This window comes from Marinobacter azerbaijanicus (assembly GCF_030250645.1).
GTDB lineage: Bacteria > Pseudomonadota > Gammaproteobacteria > Pseudomonadales > Oleiphilaceae > Marinobacter > Marinobacter azerbaijanicus.
The window spans coordinates 1-19,081 of sequence record NZ_JASSVS010000023.1 but is presented as its reverse complement, the minus strand read 5'-3'; the positions used below and the strand labels follow the sequence as shown (position 1 = coordinate 19,081).

Annotated in this window: 15 protein-coding genes; 7 read left to right on the top strand and 8 right to left on the bottom strand. The window is 56.7% G+C overall.

What is annotated here, in order from left to right; all coding sequences use genetic code 11:
- Positions 1–858: 858 nt before the first annotated feature.
- The 4 genes from QPM17_RS22425 to QPM17_RS22410 all read right to left on the bottom strand — a co-directional run bounded on the left by QPM17_RS22425 (position 859) and on the right by QPM17_RS22410 (position 5,886).
- The gene (locus QPM17_RS22425) at positions 859–2,382 is read right to left on the bottom strand and encodes a DEAD/DEAH box helicase (protein WP_285393950.1); all 1,524 of its coding nucleotides are present in this window, start codon (positions 2,380–2,382) and stop codon (positions 859–861) included.
- On the bottom strand, positions 2,379–2,993 hold the full coding sequence (locus QPM17_RS22420; protein WP_285393949.1) for a hypothetical protein: 615 nt from the start codon (positions 2,991–2,993) through the stop codon (positions 2,379–2,381). Before QPM17_RS22420 ends, QPM17_RS22425 begins: the two co-directional genes overlap by 4 nt.
- Complete coding sequence (locus tag QPM17_RS22415; protein ID WP_285393948.1) at positions 2,990–3,196, bottom strand: hypothetical protein; 207 nt, start codon at positions 3,194–3,196, stop codon at positions 2,990–2,992. The genes QPM17_RS22420 and QPM17_RS22415 overlap by 4 nt, the downstream gene beginning before the upstream one ends.
- A 740-nt stretch (positions 3,197–3,936) precedes the next feature.
- Positions 3,937–5,886: an FAD-binding monooxygenase gene (locus QPM17_RS22410; protein ID WP_285393947.1), complete on the bottom strand. Its 1,950-nt coding sequence runs from the start codon at positions 5,884–5,886 to the stop codon at positions 3,937–3,939.
- Between the two features lie 731 nt (positions 5,887–6,617).
- On the opposite strand from QPM17_RS22410, the gene QPM17_RS22405 reads away from it, so the two are divergent.
- From QPM17_RS22405 to QPM17_RS22385, 5 genes are all read left to right on the top strand, one after another.
- Complete coding sequence (locus tag QPM17_RS22405; RefSeq protein ID WP_285393946.1) at positions 6,618–7,931, top strand: Rieske 2Fe-2S domain-containing protein; 1,314 nt, start codon at positions 6,618–6,620, stop codon at positions 7,929–7,931.
- A 72-nt stretch (positions 7,932–8,003) separates the two neighbouring features.
- The gene (locus QPM17_RS22400; RefSeq protein ID WP_285393945.1) at positions 8,004–8,996 is read left to right on the top strand and encodes a substrate-binding domain-containing protein; all 993 of its coding nucleotides are present in this window, start codon (positions 8,004–8,006) and stop codon (positions 8,994–8,996) included.
- An 85-nt stretch (positions 8,997–9,081) separates the two neighbouring features.
- Entirely contained in the window at positions 9,082–10,083 is a 1,002-nt protein-coding gene (locus tag QPM17_RS22395; protein WP_285393944.1) for a TAXI family TRAP transporter solute-binding subunit, read from the top strand.
- A 31-nt stretch (positions 10,084–10,114) separates the two neighbouring features.
- The gene (locus QPM17_RS22390) at positions 10,115–12,028 is read left to right on the top strand and encodes a TRAP transporter permease (protein WP_285393942.1); all 1,914 of its coding nucleotides are present in this window, start codon (positions 10,115–10,117) and stop codon (positions 12,026–12,028) included.
- 107 nt (positions 12,029–12,135) lie between these two features.
- Positions 12,136–13,032 carry a DMT family transporter gene (locus QPM17_RS22385; protein ID WP_285393941.1) on the top strand — a complete coding sequence of 299 codons (897 nt, stop codon included), beginning with the start codon at positions 12,136–12,138 and terminating at the stop codon, positions 13,030–13,032.
- A 65-nt stretch (positions 13,033–13,097) separates the two neighbouring features.
- Here the strand turns inward: QPM17_RS22385 and QPM17_RS22380 are convergent, their stop codons facing one another.
- Genes QPM17_RS22380 through QPM17_RS22365 form a run of 4 tightly spaced genes read right to left on the bottom strand, consistent with a single transcriptional unit; the run spans position 13,098 to position 16,607 of the window.
- Positions 13,098–13,859 carry a class II aldolase/adducin family protein gene (locus QPM17_RS22380; protein ID WP_285393940.1) on the bottom strand — a complete coding sequence of 254 codons (762 nt, stop codon included), beginning with the start codon at positions 13,857–13,859 and terminating at the stop codon, positions 13,098–13,100.
- Between the two features lie 38 nt (positions 13,860–13,897).
- Entirely contained in the window at positions 13,898–14,383 is a 486-nt protein-coding gene (locus QPM17_RS22375; protein ID WP_285393939.1) for a MarR family winged helix-turn-helix transcriptional regulator, read from the bottom strand.
- 45 nt (positions 14,384–14,428) lie between these two features.
- A complete protein-coding gene (locus QPM17_RS22370; protein ID WP_285393938.1) occupies positions 14,429–15,631 on the bottom strand; it encodes a Gfo/Idh/MocA family oxidoreductase in 1,203 nt (400 codons plus the stop codon).
- Positions 15,632–15,659: 28 nt separating this feature from the next.
- Positions 15,660–16,607, bottom strand: a complete 948-nt coding sequence (locus QPM17_RS22365; RefSeq protein WP_285393937.1) for a PDR/VanB family oxidoreductase — start codon at positions 16,605–16,607, stop codon at positions 15,660–15,662.
- Positions 16,608–16,901: 294 nt separating this feature from the next.
- Here QPM17_RS22365 and QPM17_RS22360 point away from each other — a divergent pair, with 294 nt between their 5' ends.
- Both QPM17_RS22360 and QPM17_RS23880 read left to right on the top strand, forming a co-directional pair.
- On the top strand, positions 16,902–17,507 hold the full coding sequence (locus tag QPM17_RS22360) for a hypothetical protein (protein WP_285393936.1): 606 nt from the start codon (positions 16,902–16,904) through the stop codon (positions 17,505–17,507).
- A gap of 550 nt (positions 17,508–18,057) precedes the next feature.
- Entirely contained in the window at positions 18,058–18,213 is a 156-nt protein-coding gene (locus QPM17_RS23880; protein WP_422732794.1) for a DUF2798 domain-containing protein, read from the top strand.
- The last annotated feature ends 868 nt before the right edge of the window (positions 18,214–19,081 follow it).

Here is a 19,081-nt window from a genome sequence, read left to right as displayed (position 1 = left end):
CGTGGCCGAGGGGCGCTTGACCAGGCGCTCGTTGAGATCGAGCGTGCGGCCTTCGTAGTCCTGCGCCGGGCTGGGAAAGCCGGAGAGCCCGGCGCGGCCCAGCGCAAGGGGATAGGGTAGCGCAAGCGATGGCGGCTCGGGGTGCGCCGGAATGAGCGTTGGCAGATTCATGGTGAGTCCCTTGGTGGTACTGATTTTTCATACAGTATTCTTGATTTTGTCGGCTCCTGGCAACAGGTAGGTGCTAATAAAAGTTAGCCGCTGAGCGGCGATCACAGAAAAAGTGAGACGGGGGAAGGGGCTTACTGGCGGGTGATTTCAGGCCACTGTCCAAAGTGAGACTGCAACGTAACCAAGCGCTGATGAGTTTCTAGCTGGTACCTGAGCCTTCGCTTGCGTTTGGATTACGAGCAGTCTGCTGGCGCCTCGCTGTAAGGAGAGAAAGGTCAGTCTGGGCTGCCGTTAGCGCACAGCGATGCTGAACGGCCGTTCAATTACCAGTTTTCAGATAAATTATCGGATTTCGCGTAAAAGGCGATAAAACCGATCCACGGGCAATGGCCGCGCGGTACCAAGGGCCGGTATGGCCCGCTTGGTCTCGTTCTGGATGAGAGTGGGGATGCCATCCATAGCCAAACCTTCACCACCGGCTGACCTTTCCCCCACAACCCTAGCCATGTCTGGCTGGCTCTCGATAGAGCTGAGTGCTAGTGGCTCCTACCCCGTGACACTGGCGGCCAGTCCAGTCTGGTACTTAGCTTTCGCTACCTAAGGCAGCTGCTTGGCTTCTTCGTGACAAGATCGGCTCAGAGACGGTGGTAAAGCGCGACGTGATAGCTTGCGAACCCTGCATGGGCGCTAGGATAGGCGTAATGCCACAAGACGCTCGAAGAACGCCTGGGAGAACGCCACATCATGGGAAGTCGATTCATGATTTCCCGCTGCCATCGCCACATGCACGTGCCCATCTTGTTCCTCATCAGCAGAGGAGGGAGCCGGCCTCGACTCACTCATACCAAAACCAGAAGAATCACCTGCCTTCTCTCCCAAGGAGTAGTCGGCGTTGTCTGTGCCCCGCTGCGCGGCGGTAGGTGTCGTCAGGGTCACGGTCGCAAGGTCGTCAGGCAGGTCATCGTTCAACCGTCTTGCGTATCGCCGGAGGTGCTGTTCGTTCAGGGCGAAAAAGTGGCACTCAGCATCATCGTGGCCGACCCTGCGAATAATGCGCCCCAGTACTTGCCTGAAATACTGCTCAGTGCGGATATGGCTCAGGTAGCAGCACACCTGTAGCCGCGGAATATCGATGCCTTCGCTGACCATGCCGACTGAGACGATCCACTCGGTACTTTCTTCCTGGAAAGTCGCCAGGTGTGCATGGGCCCCCGGGGCCTTGCTGGTCACCAAGCACACTGATGCTCCCTGTTCTTCCAGCCGCTGCGCCACCTCTTCGGCATGCTCGATGTCAGATGCCACAACGAGACCTGCTGCGCATGGATTCCGTTGACGCAATGCGTTCAGCTGTTCGCAGCCTCGATCCAGAACACGTTGGAGAGGAGCGTCGAGTCGCACCAGGCTGCGGTAATCGATCGCGGGATGCTTCAGAAGATGAGGGATGCTGGGGTAATGGCGGGTTTCTCGTCGGCCGGTGCGCGGATGGAAGCGCGTCATCTCGATGGACCGGTTGTCGACCAACTGCAGCCGCGGGTAGCGGCAGACTCCATCCCGGATCGCTTCTTTCAGCGTATAAACATAATCCGGTTGCAGCTGCCGGAGTTGTGAAGCAGGAGATTCGTCCTCTTCCATGCTGTTATCCGGCGAGCTGACTTCCAAATAGCGCAGCAGCGGCAGGCAGCTACCATCGGTGCGCCATGGTGTGCCTGACAGGGCAAGCGTAAAGCGGACATGTCGCTCCAGGGCCAGCAGGGCCATGCCCCACTGGTTGGCCCCTGTTGGTTGTTCACCAAAGCCGGCAGCGTGGTGGCTTTCATCCCAGATCAACAGGACTTGCGCCTGAGAGCATAGGCGCTTGAGGTCTTCCAGGCGATGCTGAAGAGCGTGATACGTCAGGCCCGCTCCAATGGCACCCATGCGGCCGTGCATGGGCTGGCCGGTCACCTGACTGAGCGTCTGGACAGCGCGTTCTACCACGCCCCGGGTCGGACCGAGATACAGGACATATGCGATGTCACCTCGTCTGAGCAGCTCATGAGCCAGCACTGACGCCATCAGCATCTTGCCAGCCCCCGGAGTGGCCTGACAGAGAAAGTGAGGTCGTTGGTCCGTCAGGCTCCTCAGTGCCTTCTGGAGGCAGGTGGCTTGCCACTCGCGTAACGGGGGCAGGGCGCCCCCGGCTGAATGAGAGGCATACGATGGCGGGCTCATCCGTTTGCCTCCTCACTCTTCAGCATCGACCTCAATGTGGTATTGGCATCCCACTGCCCTTTGAGTCGGCTGCCACGCTCGATGGCAGTTTCCAGCAGTGGGGTAATACGCCCACGCTCTGCTGGAAAATGGGTCAGCAGGCTGCGGTAATGCTCTGCTTCCCCCAAGGCGGACTGCATCTCGGTCCGCAGCCGTTCACGCTCTTTTGTGAGGAAACCGGACAGTGTATCGGAAGAGGCCGATGAAGAAGGCGAGGAAGGCGGATATGGAGTGGCAGGTGAGTTTGCAGGGTCGTTGTCGGGGCCTTCCAGCGCGACCCGGTAGATGACTCGCCGTTTACCCAACAGGCCAACTCGCTCGGCAAGCCCGTCGCGCTCCAGAGTATTCAGCCGATCGCGAACGCGATAGCGCAGGTTCACACTGTTCAACGAGGCGAGTTCGGGAAGCTTTAGTAGATGATCGCGTATTTCGCTGATGGTGAAGGGCTGGTTCTGTCGCGAATAGTGCAGTAACTGCTGGTTCAATGCTTCGGCAACCATGCGGTTCGCCGAGGCATCAGACTGAGTGATGGTTTCGGTATCTGGGCTGATTGAGGGCGTCGGGTTCATCATGCGTCCACCTCCCACAGCTCATCCTGGCCTTGGAGACCGGCGGCCAGAGCCAGGGCTTTAGCCTTGCTCATGTGAAGGTGATAGCGGCGGAAGCGAACGCGGGTGCTGCTATTGGACGCCAGCGCCGCCATGGCCATGGCTCGGTGGGCGGCAGCGCGCGCACGGCCACTGCTGCGGTGGGGGGATACGGTCGGATGGACCATTTGTGAGCTCCTTTTGCTTTGGAGCCGTCCCCGCTGTCGCCAAACAGTGATGGGGGCGGCCGTACGCGGGTTGGCGAACCGGCGCAAAAGGGAACCGGCAGACCCGAGGGTCTCCCACGCACGACCGCCATAGACATGGCAGGCATAAAAAAACGCCAACCATGGCAGGGGGCGCTTGTGCGCCTTTTGCTTTTCGGGTCGCCAAACCCGGCCGAGCGATTTGGCTCGACAAAATCAAACTATCAGCGTGTATTGGCATTGTAAAGCCTTGATTGAGATGCCATGTATGCAGCCAGCTGCTGAATAAACATGGCGTTTCAATCCCAAGCGGTGCTCTCGACAGAGTGAGCACACGGCTGTATGCACGGGTTTATGTGCACAAGGCCGTGTGCTGAGCTTTCTTGGCACATGGCTGATTGTTCACGTTTATGAGCACACAGCTATGCCCACATCTCCAAGTACAGCACTTAATTCATATAGATATAAAGTTTTTGGTCGCCCGAAGCCAGGCCGGAGAGCCACGCTCCGTCACTTTCTTGACGGCTTCGATCTTGAATTCTTCAATAAAGCGCGGGCTGTTCATGGGTCCTCCTTGGTGCCATCAGTTTGAGGCCTGGAGGTGTCTACGAAACTAGGGGCGATTCACCAGTGCGACTCGGCTTTCTAATCTATAGCCTTGGTGGGAATGAATGCAAGATTGCATAGTATGCTCTGGGCATATGGCAATATTACGGCTAAATTTACTGAACATCGATCATGAAACGGTCAAAAAATGTAGCTAATTCGTCATGAGCCTGCAGTGGCAATACATGTGCAATGTGTTGGTCAGGCCGCACGATCACCAGGCAGCCGGTCTTCCGGTCGATGCCGCGCATGTCGAAGATGTCATGACCGCTCTTCTGGTCCGGGCAGAAGACCTTCTCATAATCATGCAGGCCATAGAGTCCCTTGCGAGGCCAGAGCAGCTGCGGGAAGGCATCCAGTGAGAGCTCTCGGAAGCCCTGCTGGCAGATGGCGCGCAGGTCGAACACCGAGTCGATATCGTCGCTTACCGGTGTGAACCTCCGCACCGGTGAGTCGGACGATTCGCTCAAAAACCGGCACAGCCCACTGAGGCCTGACTCCGGGGCAGTAGGGTCGCCGGCTCCCGCGAAGGCGAACAGTCGCCAGCGCCCATCCGCTTTCACTGTGTGTCCCAGATGCATGGGCTTGGCATCCGACAGCCGCACGACGGGGGCAGAGTGGAAGCGAGTGCCGATTTCCAAACCGCTCGCCAGATGCTGGTGGGTCGGTTCGGCGGAGATCAGCGAGGGGTAGTACTGGATCGCCGTGCCGGCGGTGAAGCGCCCCTGCTTGACGAAGTACTTCTGGAACTCCTTGGGGTCCACGCCGTCGCCCTTGTCCTCGGGAGAGCCCTTGGGTGGGGCGCTGAACATCTTGGCGAACTCTCGATCGAAGTCGATCAGCTCCTTGGCCACGGTCTGGCGTTCGGTGGTATAGGTGTGCAGGATTTCCGGCGAGCACTTGCCCAGAAGCACCGAGGCCAGCTTCCACCCCAGGTTGAAGGTGTCGCGCATGGAGACGTTCATCCCCTGGCCCGCCTTGGGGCTGTGAGTGTGGCAGGCGTCACCGGCGATGAAGACATGCGGGAATCGCTCGCCGACTTCCTCGGCCGGGACGTCGTCGAACTTGTCGCAGAGACGCTGGCCGATCTCGTACACCGACCACCAGGCGATCTCCTTCACGTCCAGAGTATAAGGGTGCAGGATGCGCTGCGCCGCTGCCACCAGTTGGTCGGCGGTGATGTTGCGGCTGGCGACGCGCTCGTCTTCCTTGAGCTTGTCCAGTTCGATGTAGAGACGCGTCAGGTAGCCGCCTTCCCGCGGAATGATCAGGACGTTTCCCGCGTTGGCGGAGTGGATCGCCGCCTTCATGCGAATATCGGGGAAGTCAGTGACCGCCAACACATCCATCACGCCCCAGGCCTGGTTGGCGGAATCGCCCTGCAGGGAGCGTCCCAGGGACTTGCGTACCGCGCTGCGTGCACCGTCACAGCCCACCACATAGCGGGCCCGCACGGTTTCCACCTCGCCATCATAAGCTGGGTCGATCCGCTCCAGCGTCACCGTCACCGGGTAGTTCTCGGCGCCCAGGGGGGCCGCGTCCGATTTGAGGTGGTCGATCGTTACATCGACCACGCGGCGCGAGTAGCTGGGTTCCAGCCGGGTAGGCGATTTGCGCATCAGCTCCAAGTAGAAGTCATGCACCCGGGCTTGGTTGAGCACTGTGTGGGGAAATTCGGAGAGGCCGTCCTCGGTGTCCTGGATACGGCCATGACGCATGATGTTCTTGCGGTTTGCCTCATCCGGCTTCCAGAACACGGTTTCGTTGATCCAGCAGGCTTCATTGAGCACCTTATCGACGAAGCCGAAGGCATTGAACATCTCCATGGTGCGGCAGGCGATGCCATCGGCCTGGCCGAGATTCAGCGGGCCGTTCTTCTGCTCGACGATGCGCGTCCTGATAGCGGGGAATGCCGATAGCTGGGCCGCCAAGGTCAGACCGGCCGGGCCACAGCCGACAATCAGCACGTCGACTTCCTCAGGCAGCGTATCGTCATTGGCGAGCTCATCGGCAGGCTCGTGGACGGTTGGGTCGCCGGTCTGGAAGCCGTTTAGATGAAATTGCATAAAGGCCTCGACGGGTTTGTGGGAAATTTCACGATTGTGATTACCGCTATGTTGATCTTTATATCGGGCGTAATAAAAAAGTGGGAAACATTGAAGCATGATATTTAGATATCTAACTTATATATCTAAGTTATCCGCTGGGGAGCATTTGTCAAATATACGAAAGTCGTAGTTAGTCCTTGGTATAACCCGCATAGCTTGTAGCGCCGCATGGTTAGTCATTACGACTCTGCGCCAAGGCTAAGGTTTTACTGAGTTTTTTACATCGCTGGCTCAGACTGCTGGGCTTACTTGTGTGGGTCAGTCCAGAAGCACGGCTGCCCAGACTCGCCGCGGCTACGAAGAAGCTCAGCGCTGGGCTCTGGTCGTGCGGATGCAGGGCCAGGAGCTTCCCCCTGTAAAGGCAGTTTCTCTCACTGCTGATCACCGATATTTTGAAAACTTCTTCCAAGGCTTGCGCCACGCGTGAGACGACAGCTCTGTCCATGAGAATCCGAGTCTGTACTTCACCTCAGAACGTCTTAAATCGTGCAGCCGTGCTCGGCGATGTGCAGCTGACGGAGGCCGTCCACGTGCGTATCGGAGTACCCGATACGCACAGGATTCGACTTTAGTCGCTTTGACATGACCGCTTAAGGCGCTAAGGTTAGGTATAGAAGTTAGATATCTAAGTTTATCGGTAAGAGCTCTTCAGGTAGCTCTCAACCCCTTAAAACGGAGGACAGTGCCTCATGCTGACACAAGAAGAGAACGACCTGCTGTGCCGTGTTGAAGGAGATGCCCCCATGGGGCAGATTATGCGTCGTCACTGGCTTCCTGCTTGTCTTTCAGAAGAGATCGAGGAACCGGATGGCGATCCGATCCGGGTGCGTCTACTGGGCGAAGATTTGGTGGCTTTCCGTGACACGGAAGGGCGCGTCGGGGTGATGGACGAGATGTGTCCGCACCGCCGGGCATCCCTGGTACTGGGACGTAACGAGGAATGCGGCCTGCGCTGCTTGTATCATGGCTGGAAGATGGACGTCGAGGGGAATATCCTCGAGATGGCGTCCGAGCCGCCGGAATCGAAGATGACCGAGAAGATCAAGCACAAGGCCTATCCGGCTCATGAGGAGGCAGGGTTCGTGTGGGTCTACATGGGCCCGCCCGAGGAAAAGCCCGAGTTTACGCCCCCGGTCTTCCAGCCGACCCCGGACACCAAGATCTCCATTTCCAAGGTAATTGTCGACTGTAACTGGGCGCAGATCCTCGAAGGAGCGATCGACTCGGCACACTCCTCGAGCCTGCACTCCACCGATATGGTGCCTGCTCGCACCGGGGGAGCCGAGGCGACCGACAAGCTTTGGCTGCGTCCCTCCACCGACAAGGCACCGCGCCTGCAGGTGCAGCGAACCCCGTTCGGATTCCGTTATGCGGCTATTCGCCGTCCGATCAAGGATGCCAAGACGCACGACTATATCCGCACGACGCTATTCATTGCGCCCTACACCGTGCAGATCCCGCCCAACAATCTCTATGAGATCGCCATCCTGCACGTGCCTATCGACGACACGCATACCGCGTTTCACTTCATTGCCTGGGGCGACCAGAGCGGCACGCCGGATACCGAAGCCTGGCGTAAATTCCTAGGCACACAGATCGGCATTGACCTGGACAAGCACTTCCGCAAGTTCCGTACACGGGAAAATAACTACTGGCAGGACCGCCGGATCATGCAACTCGGCACCAGTTTTACGGGTATAAAAGGAATACCCAATCAGGACATCGCGATGTGGGAAACCATGGGGCCCATTGCCGACCGCACCCATGACCGCCTGGGGGCCAGCGACCTGGCAATCGTCGAATTCCGGCGTCAAATGGTGCAGGCGGCCAAGACCATGCAACAAGGGGGGGCAGCGATCGGTACTACGGAGCCGCGCATCCCGCATCACAAGCTGAGTTCTTTCCAGGGCGTGGTGCCGAAGGAGACAGACTGGCGGCGATTGGGTACCGCTCCCGAGGAAGAGGAGTTGTATCGCGAGGCGCCGGAAACGGAAGATTCGTAGCGAGCTGACACCCAGCCAATGGCTGAGGCCACTACGCAAGCCACATCCCGACAACAACGACGTGGAATTCCGATGAGCAAACTTGAACTTTCCGTTGCGGTTGGCAATTACGATCGTATGCGACCCCTGATCGACGGAGAAGTGCAGATTGACGGCGTGGATCCGGTATTCATGCTGCATGATCCTGAAGAGATCTTCTTTCGCGCCTTCCGGCACGCCGACTTCGACATCACCGAGTTGTCGCTGAGCAGCTTTACGGTCAAGACCGCCGCGGATGACTGCCCTTATGTAGGCGTGCCGGTGTTTCCCTCACGCGCTTTTCGCCATACCTCGATCTATATCCGTACCGATCGCGGTATCGAGGCGCCCTCCGACTTGCGTGGCAAGCGCATCGGGGTGCCGGAATACCAGCTGACGGCCAATGTCTGGGCTCGGCTGTTTCTGGAAGAGGATCATGGTCTAAAGGCCAGTGATGTGACCTGGTGCCGCGGCGGATATGAGGAGCCGGGCCGGGTGGAAAAGATAAATCTGAATCTCCCTGAAGGAATGCGGTTGGAGAATATTCCCGAGGGGGAGACGCTCTCCGGCATGCTGGCCTCCGGAGAGCTGGACGCGGTAATGGGACCCCGGGCACCCTCCTGCTTCATGCAGGGGCATCCTCATGTCGGGTATCTTTACAAGAACCCGCAGCAGGCAGCCTCGGACTGGTACCAGCGCACCGGAATCTTCCCCATCATGCACCTGCTGGGCATCCGCAAGACGCTCGTCGAGCGTCATCCCTGGCTACCGTTTTCGGTCTACAAAGCCTTCGAGCAATCCAAGGCCAAGGCGTTGGCCAAGCTCAGCGACACCTCGGCAACCAAAGTGACTCTGCCGTTTGTCGAGGACCAGCTTCAGGCAGCGAGGCGCCTGATGGGCGATGATTTCTGGTCCTATGGCTTTGCCCCCAATCGGAAAATATTGGAGAGATTCCTGAAGCAGCATCACGCGGAGGGGCTATCTCGGCGGTTGCTCGAACCTGAGGAACTTTTTCATCCAGCTACTTTGGAGAGTTTCAAGATCTAACCCCGACACATGTCATGCATTTTAGGAAAGCCTTATAAAAATAACCCTTAGCGTTAACCCTGACACCAGTACAAGAGGTGAATAAATGAAAGCTTCGCTCAAGAAGTCCCTGATGGCCGTGGCCCTTGCCGTACCCGGGCTGATGTTCAATGCTGCAGCCGCCGATGAGGAGTACAACCTGACCGTGGCGGGCGCATCGCCGGGTGGCCTGTGGTCGATGCTGGGCGCGGGATTGGATAGCGCCCTCAAGGAAGCGCACCCCGGATCGACGGTGACCTACCAGACCTCGGGTGGCGGTATCGCCAACGTGGCGGCACTACAGCGCGATGACGCCGACCTGGCGATCATCGAGGACGCCGTGCTGCAGCTGGCCATCGACGGCGAAGAGCCGTTCCGCGAGCCCGCCGGGGACGATATTCGGGTGCTCACCAACCTCTACACCTGGGCACCGATGCAGCCGATTATGCGGGAAGATTTTGCCGAAAAGCATGGGATAGAAAGCTTCTCGGACATCGCCGATGTCGAGGCGCCGATCACCGTTGCCATCAACAAGCGAGGCAACATCGCATCCAGCGTGGCGGAAGCCATGCTTGAATCCATCGGGGCTGGTGCCGATGAGATCGAAAGCTGGGGTGGCGACTTGATTTATGCTGCCTCCAGTGAACAGGCCGATTTGATCAAGAACCGGCGGGTCGACATGATCCTCAATAGCCTCTTTGTGGGCCATAGCTCGATACAGGAACTTGCCTCCAGTGTCGATGTGAAGATGCTGCCGGTTTCTGAGGAGAGCGCAAAGGAAGTTGCCGAGAAAACGGGTACACAAACCTTCACTATTCCGGATGATGCCTACGAGTGGACGCCCCACGAAACCCCAACGGTCACCATCAGTGCCGCCCTCGCGGTGCGTGCCGACATGGAAGAAGAGACTGCCTACAACCTGACCAAGGCGTTCTTCGAAAATCATGAAAAGATCGCGGGCGTGCATCCAGCAATGAAGAGCCTGGATAAAGAGGTCATGGCCAGCGTGGAGGTCATTGATTACCACGAAGGTGCCGTGCGCTATTTGGAAGAAGCGGGCCTTCGCTAACCATCAAGGCGTTAAGCCGAGGGGTGTTTCGATGAATCAATTCTTTACGATTCTGATCGGAACCGGGGCCAAGAGACACCTGACGGGAAAGTTGGGTACGGCAGTGCATGGATGCGCTGCCCTTGTGGCTCTGGCGGTCATTTACACGACTACCATCAAGTATGTTGATCTTTACGTCATGATGGTCGTCTTTCTTTCAGCGATGCTGGCCTTGCTTTTCCTGTCGGTGAGTGCCGGCCCCAAGGGGCGAGAGGATCGTCCTAGCATTCTCGACTGGATACTGGTCGTTGCAAGTATTGTGGTCGGTATCTATTTCTTCATAGAAAGCGGGCGAATTGCCGAGCGCATCACACTGCTTTACCCATTGGAAATATCCGATCTGCTCGCGGCCAGCGTGCTGCTTGCCCTGACGATCGAAGCGACTCGCCGTACCGTGGGGTTCGGGCTGACAAGCGTTGTCCTTGTCTTTGTGGTGTATAACCTTTTAGGCCATTCGCTTCCGGGGGCGCTGGGCTTCAGGGAAGTCAGCTACAACCATTTCCTGGATATCATGATGTTTACCTCCGACGGCCTGTTCGGAGTTCCCTTGCGTGTCGCGGCGACGTATGCCTTCCTGTTCGTGATGTTTGGTACCTTCCTGGCCAAGGCGGGAGGCGCGGAATTCTTTTATAACCTGGCGTCGGCACTTGCCGGCCGGAGAACCGGCGGACCCGCCAAGATCTCGGTCATCTCTTCGGGACTCTACGGTACTATGTCCGGTAGTCCCACCTCCGATGTGGTGACCACGGGTTCGGTGACGATTCCGATCATGCAGCGCCTGGGCTACAGCAAGCCATTATCGGGAAGCGTGGAAGTCGCCGCCTCGACGGGGGGGAGTCTGTTACCTCCGGTGATGGGCTCGGCGGCCTTCATCATGGCCGAATATACCGGCATTGCCTATCGCGATATCGCCATTGCCGGTATCGTCCCGGCCTTGCTCTACTTCCTCTGCGTCTATGCCCAGGTTCACTTGAGATCGCAGAAACTGGGCTTGAAAGGACTTTCTCGCGATGAAACCCCGGCCCTGCCAGATACGCTCAGGAACGGTGGGCTGTTTATCCTGCCCCTCGTGGCCTTGTCGGGCGCTCTTGTGATGGGGTATTCCCCCACCTTTGTGGCAGTCATCGCCACGGGGGTGGTGCTGCTCGTCGCGACGGTTCGCCGATCCACCCGCATGGGGCCCAAGGCGATCTGGGATGCCCTGGCAGTCACCACGTTACGCATGGTTTCCGTTGTGGCAGCCTGTGCGGCGGCAGGTCTGGTCATCGGTGGGATCTCCATGACCGGGCTTGGCGGAAAATTTGCCGACCTCGTCTATTTGATGGCAGGTGATAGCGCCTTCATCGCCTTGTTCATTTCGGCCCTGCTGGCGATCATCCTGGGCATGGGCATGCCGACGCCCTCCGCCTTCATCCTGGGGGCGGTGCTGGTCGGGCCCACGCTGTTGGAGATGGACTTCAGCCTGCTGCAGTCGAACATGTTCATTCTTTATTTTGCGGTTCTGTCGGCCATGACGCCGCCGGTCGCGGTGGCTGCCTTCGCGGCATCGGCCATCGCCGAAGCGAGGCCCTTGGAGATCGCGGTGGGAGCCGTCAAGCTGGCGATTACTGCTTTCATCGTTCCGTTTGCCTTCGTCTATGGAGAAGGGCTGTTGTTGGTTGGTAGTTGGATGGACATTACCGTCTCCTGTATTTCGGCCATCATCGGCGTGCTGCTGCTCAGTATCGCGGCGGAAGGGTTCTGGCGAGAGAAGCTGACCCGATACCCGAGGATCGGCTTCGGATTGGCTGGGCTGCTGTTCATCATGCCGAGTTGGTGGGCCGTGGGGATAGCTTCCATATGCGTCGTGTTGTCCGTTATTGCTACGCCTCATTTGCGTATCCATAAGTACAACATACCCGCATGAAATAAATCCATACCAACGAGAACTTGAATCCAGCATGGGGTAAAGGCCTTGCACGAACGGTGCTCCTTTGCCTCATGCCGGGTTCTTGGTCGTGTACTGAGGTACCAGTGACGGACCAGGATACGCTGTCAGTTCTCCTTTCCCTTTTATCCGCGTTGATGTTTGCCATCACCTTCATTCTTGTGAAGCTGGGTGGAAAAACATCTTCAACTCTTGCGGCATTGTGGGTCACCTTGACCACCAATGTGGTGTTTCTCTGGGGCTGGAGCCTATTCAGTACACAGGGAAACGTCTCTGTTTCCATGGAGTGGCGTTACTTTGCTTTGGCCGGCGTGTTCGCGCCTCTTCTCGGCAGGCTCTTTCAATTCCAGGGGATGGCCAGGCTAGGCGCCAACATCACGACCCCCCTCACGCTGACTCATCCCGTCATTACCGTTGCGCTGGCGATCATCTTCCTGGGAGAAAGCATCGATCAGGCTGCCCTGGCTGGAGTCTGTCTGGTACTGATAGGCAGTATTCTGCTTGGCGCGCAGAGCGGAAAGGGGCGTATGGACTCGCCGACGCGAAAGCCGACAGTCTACCTTCTGCTTCCGTTTGCGGCATCCCTGTCATACGGCGTGTCGGTGATCTTCAGAAAGGTAGGCATTGATTCCGGTACGGATGCGGTAACAGCGGCGGCGGTGACGACGACCACCTCCTGGTTTTTATTCGTGATGTTCCTTGCCTTTTCGAGAACATTTCCTCGGGTCAGGTTCGATACCGGCCTGATAGCATTGGTGCTGGCCGGTGTGTTTTCCAGTCTGGGGCCCGTGTTTCTGTATATGGCGCTACAGGCTGGCAAGACGGCGGTTGTTGCTCCGTTGGCATCCACCACGCCATTCTTTGTACTACTGATGACAGGGCTTTTCATGCGTGAGGGAGAGATCCTCAACCGGTGGGTCATGCTTGGTACAACCACTACCGTATTCGGGGTAGGCGCTATCGTGTTCTATGGGACGGCTTAATAAGAAAGCCGCCCTAGTAGTCAAGGGCGGCAGTTGACTCACAACGCATGACAATTCAATTCTTGTTAACAACTCTCGATATCAGCCCGTGCCTGTCTAGCCCGTTTTTTCCATAATTGCCAAGGCCGTTCTACCTGTCCTTCGGTCGTTTCTCTGGCGGTTTCCGCCTCCTCGGGGGTCAGGTAGTCCACGGGACCGAGTCGTAAGGCGTCGGCTTGCAAGCGAGCGTTCACTTCGACGTAGATGGCGCGGTACACGACTTGCTTCAATGTTGGTCCGGCGACAGTCGCCCCGTGACCACGCATCAGAACCACATTTTCTTCTCCCAGGGCATCCGCTAGTGACGCCCCCAGCGAAGGGCTTCTGATCAGCAGGTCTGTCGCGGTTCCCGCCACATCCCGGATTTCGAAAATCGGTGCGCCTTTCCCCAGGAACCCGCTCATATGGCACATGGGTTTCAACGGCATCGTCTTGACCGCACTGAACGGAACCACGGATGGGGAGTGGCTATGCACCACGGCCATGACATCCGGCCGTGCACGATAGATCTCTCCGTGGATGAATCGTTCAAGGTAGACGGAACGACCCTCGGCATCGAGAGGATTGCCATCCAGATCGAATTCGAGTATGTCCTCCTGCGTTACCAGGCCCGGCGCCATGTTGCGTGCCAGGAGGAAACGTTCGGCATTTTCCGGATGCCGGACACTGACATGGCCGAATGCATCGAGCACACCCTCATTAAAGAGAATATGATTGGCATCGACAAGGTCGCTCAGGAGTGTTTCCTTGTCGGGAGTACTGGTTATCGTATTTGTAATATTATTCATCGCTATTCCTGATGCCGGTATGATGATTGTCGCTTGGATTATTCGTTGGCTTCCGCCAGGTTACTAATGATTTTTAAAAGCGTTCTTCTGGTCACGCGCAAGTCCTCGCATTCGATTCCATGAATCGAGATCTCATTGACCTCTTCGGCCAAGGGAACCAGGCTTTCCTTGAGGTCACGCCCCTTTTGTGTCAGGTAAATATGAATATTCTTGCGATTACCATTCAGCTGACGACGCTCTATCAGACCATTGGCTTCCATGGCTTTCAGGGCCGTAAAAGTCGTAGGCTCCATGAGCCCAGCCTGTTCGCTTAACTTACGCTGGGTCAATCCCTCCGTCACCCAAAGTATGCGAAGGAATGTCCAATGACCGAAACTTACGGAATGCTCCGCCAACCGAGTCTGGAGGCTTCTGGTCAGAACGCGGCCAGCATCACGGATCAGATGCGCAAGACGATCGTCCGGCACATCCTCTTGCCAGTGGCGCAGTACCGTTCGGGTCTCACGATTGCTGGTACGTGGCATTTGTACTCCCTCCAGAGAAATCGAATCTCTTTTTCGAAGCTTCAATTATAATGTACCAGTCCCTGGCAGACCCACTTGATGGGAGAGAGAGACTTCGCGACCATGCCGGGCGGATTCCAGCATGGCCAGGCAGACTTCCATCGTCGCCATGCCCCATTCGCCTGTATGAACGGGGCGACGATCATGGCGAATAGCCGTGATCAGTTCATCGAGAACTTCGCGGCGAGGTATCTCAGGGGGCGATAAGGGCTCCAGGTAGCGGCGGGTGTGGGCATATACCTCTACCCCTTGAGGCAGGGGGCGCAGATCGGCCTCGTCACAGGAGACGATCACCAAACCGAAATGATTGTGGGCGCTGTCTTGTGGCTTGCTGTTATCCAGGGACAGTCCGGCGCCATAGGTGCGGCTATTCTTGAGCGCTGCTTCTTCTTCGGCACTGTGAATGCTGGCCAGTTTCGCCCTGGCGCTGCCGTACTGTTGCGGATCGCGCGGCTGGCCCAGTTCTCCGGACCAGCCACAGAATTCATCGCTATCGAAATGCGCGAAACCGCTGTAGGTCATGTTGGCAAAGGCGCCATCGTCAAAGTTGAGAAGTGCACCATAGGCTCCTTCCGTCGGACGTGAGGGGTCCCAATTGCCGGTGGCGGCGCGTACGCTCCTGACGCGTCCGCCGCCAAGCAGGCGCACGATGTCCACTTGATGGGCGGCTTGGCTGAAGACCACGCCGCCCCCTTGATCCGTATCTAGTTCTTCGGGACGACGCGGGCGATACAGGAAGTCGGTGTAGTTGAGGGCATGGATCATGCGTACCGCGCCGAAGTCCTGGCTGGCTATCATGTCACTGGCGCGCAAGTACGGGGCATCGAAGCTATGGCTATGGCCAACGACCAGCCACCGTCCGGCGCGATGCATGGCGTCGATCATGGCCTGACAATCCTCGAGAGAGAGCGCCATGGGCTTCTCGACCAGTACATGCTTGCCATGTGCTGCCGCCAGTTCGACATGTTCCCGGTGAAATTGATGCGGCGTCGCGATGTACACCGCTTCCACTTCAGGGTCGGCGCACAGGTCGGCGACGTCGGAATAAGTGGCAGCCGAAAAGTCGGCGGTAAACTGGCGACGTGCCTGCTCGCGTGGATCGGCGGCGGCCACCAGGCGGATGTCGGGGTGAGCGGCGAGGGTGGGCAGCAGCAACATGAAGCCGCGGCCCAGCCCCGCGATGCCGAGTTTCAGTACTGGCGTTGTCATTGGGTGCATTCCGTTGTCGGGAAGAAACTCATTGCGGTAGATCGATCACAAGCTCTTCCGAGCAGGCGCGGGACACACAGACCATGATGTTGTCCTGCTGCTCCGCTTCAGACAGTACTAGGTCGCGATGCTCCGCTTCGCCCTCGAGCAAGCGTGTCCGGCAGGAACCACAGGTACCGCTTTCGCAGGAGTATGGCACGTGATGGCCGTTCACTCGCAACGCCTCGAGGATCGATACACCCGCCGGGACGGGAATCGCTTCGCCGGTGCTGGAGAGGCGTACGGTAAATGGCTTGTCCTCTTCCGCAGTCGTCGCTTTCGTGCCGAAATCTTCGAAATGTACGCTGGAGGACGACCAGTGTCCGGTCATGTCGCGCACGGCTTCCATCAGGCCGCGCGGGCCGCAGCAGTAGACGTGCGCCCCTTTCGGTGCTTCCAGGACAGGCCACAGATCGAAGGTGTCGTCGGGGTCGCCATGATCGTGGTGAATGGTCACCTTGCCCCGGTATTCGGGGCCGCTGAGCTCGTCGAGGAAGGCCGTCTGCGAGGCTTCTCGTGTCAGATAGTAGAGCTTGAAGGGTTTGCCACCGGTGGACTGCAGATGATGGATCATGGACAGAATCGGCGTGATACCGATCCCCCCTGCAATGAAGACATAACGTGCAGGGTTGCCCTTGAGTTCGAAGTCATTGCGCGGCTCCGAGACGAGTAAACTATCGCCCACCCGGGTCTCGTCTACCAGGCTCTTCGAGCCGCCTGTGCCTTCCTCCTCGCGCTTGACTGCGATGACGTAACGATCCTCCTCAATGGGGTCGTTGCATAGCGAATAGCGCCGAACCTGACCATTGGGAACCCGGACATGAACGTGTGCGCCGGGGGTGAATTCGGGTAGGTCGTTTCCGTCGGGATGACGGAATTCGAAGCGATAGATGCCGTCGGCGATGGCGTCCAGTGCAGATACAACCAGGTCGTTCATGGGGAGCTCGTCGGAGGGGCTAGCCATAGGATACCCACCTTTCTCATCGTGTGGCTGAATATACTTCTATATCTAAGTTTTTTTTCGGCGATTATGCAAGGCTCGGAGCTGCGACTTTGGTCGCATGGGCTGAGTGTTGCTTGTTTTGGCTCGGCACGTTGTCTACATGACTGAGGAGAGTGCTAGCAAGACTTCTGAAGAGATGGAGGCGATGGGGGGCTTAGGTTTGCTAGTAATGTGCCGCCGGGCAGTGAGTAGATCAAGGGAGCTAAACCCATAAGGGCGTGGGGCTCCATGATAGCAGAGGTCACTGGGGTAGAAATCATCGGGTTTACTTGTGAGGAAAAAGTGACCTGTGTCAAAGAAAATATCACAAGTTATCTTATTATGGTTAGGTGTATAAGCATTTTGGGGCGTGCGCTCTTTGCACAGTTTTACCTGTCTGGAGGATCAGATATCATGAATATATATATTGATACTTTGGTTGCTGGAATGAACAGGATTTCGGACTTTTTCTACAAATGTTATCTTTCGAAATTGGTTCTCGATATACAAGTGGATTCTACCGAAGCCTATCGGAAGATAATTCAGGATGCCGATTTCAAACTTGAAGCATATTTCGAGCGAGAAGTGGCAAGGCAGTTAAATAATGGCGGCCGCTGGGGCCTGATACCCGCCGAAACGCTTATGCCGGTGATGATGAGTCGGTTTGGGGGGGCGAAAAGTGATTTTTTAAACACAGAGTTGTCTCAGCTTAAAGCCTTGGAGGAGGCTTGTAATAACTGCCCTGAAGTCAGTGTCTGCTGGAGGTCCATGCGCTCAGAAGTTTCTGCCGAGGAGGCTCGGAATTTTTGTCCCAGTGCGGAGACATTTGTACGGTTAGGTAAGGTTGCTCAGTGACGTTTAGCCCTGTAAATGAATCCTTGGGGAGCTCCTTGGATAAGTGATAGTCGCACTTCGGGCCGCTTCCTCTGGATCCACCATTTAGAAAAAGAAGTATTGATATGTTGTGCAGACCACCGTGCCTGTGCGCAAAGAGGAACGCGTCATAGAGTGGCGCGTTTGGATGGTGAGACTTAGTGGCGCTGCCGTTTAACAGGGCCATTGAATAGCATGATTTGGTAGGTTTCTGCACACGGTTCGCTGGCCACGGAACGTGACTTTGTTATCGATGGAATGCTCGGGGAGTCTCTGCCACTAGGATAGGCTCGTCATACAATAGGAAATACTAAGGAGTTTTGACGAAATGGTCACTTTATCATAGTATAGACAGGCTGTTAGGCAGAACATAAGGTGAGGGGTTCAGTAAACCTTTTTAGTTATTTAATATTGATGTTGTGGAGGAGTTATGGTATTTTCGCCTAGACTTATGCCCTTGGTGTGTTCAGTTCTGATGTCAATCTACATGGTGACGCTTATGACATGTTTAATAACATAGATAAATACTGGTTTGGATATGGGCTTCTTTAGCCGTTGGTGGCGAGCCTTCTATATCTCTTGGCCAATTGCATTTTTTCTAATTCTTATCGGTGCGCCTCGGATTCAGAGATTAACAGCAAAATTGATCCGAAATGCCAGCGTCTCGGGATTGGTCAGCGAGAGTTAAAGTAACTGATTAAAATTAAAGTTTACTTAACTTATTTGTTCTGGTTTTTTGAGGAACCTAATCCTAGCTGATATGGTTTGCCCGGGTTGAGGAAAGCACGGCGGTCTCAAGTTCAACTGCAACGTTATTGCAGAAGTGGACGGACCAGCGATGGATATTGGGCTTTCCTATAAGGAAATCGAAGACAGTCGAGGCTGGCAACGTCGATCCTGAGCGGTCTCATCCTGGAACCGGGCCAAGCGCCGGCTGGTAATGGGCATATCCCCAGCTGGCCGACACACACGCGACTAAAGTCGTCCACGATGTCCAGCACACAAAAGCGACGCCCCGAGGCCAGCTGATCCGAGATGAAATCCATCGACCAGTGCTGATTGGGGCGATCCAGCAGTGGCAACGGTGCCCTCGGCCTGTTGTGCCGCTTGCGCCGCCGGGTTCGTATTTGAAGGCCATGCTTAGTACTGCCGGTAGGTACTCTTGGAAGCTGTGTGCTTACGTTGGGACGTCGAGCATGTGCTTCCAAAAAACCGACTTGTATGGTGACAGCGTGAGGTAAGGAAAGAGTAGCTGAATGGTGTTGATGGGGGCATGTCTGGGGGCATGTTCAATCTTCAAATTAATAATTATTTAGTAATTTCGGTTGATTAGTATTGTGTATTCGAGTGAAGCTGGGCCCACCATGCTTTTTGTCTCCCCCTGTCCCGCAGCATTCCGTCCCTGTACTTAATGGCGGCGATGCCACACATCACACCGGCGGAGCGTCCCACTCCGGGGCGTTGGCTCACCCAAGCAGCATCACCACCACACCATAGGCCGCCACGCCGGCCGCCACCGGCCAGCCCAGGGTGCGCTTGTACCACCACACGGCCAG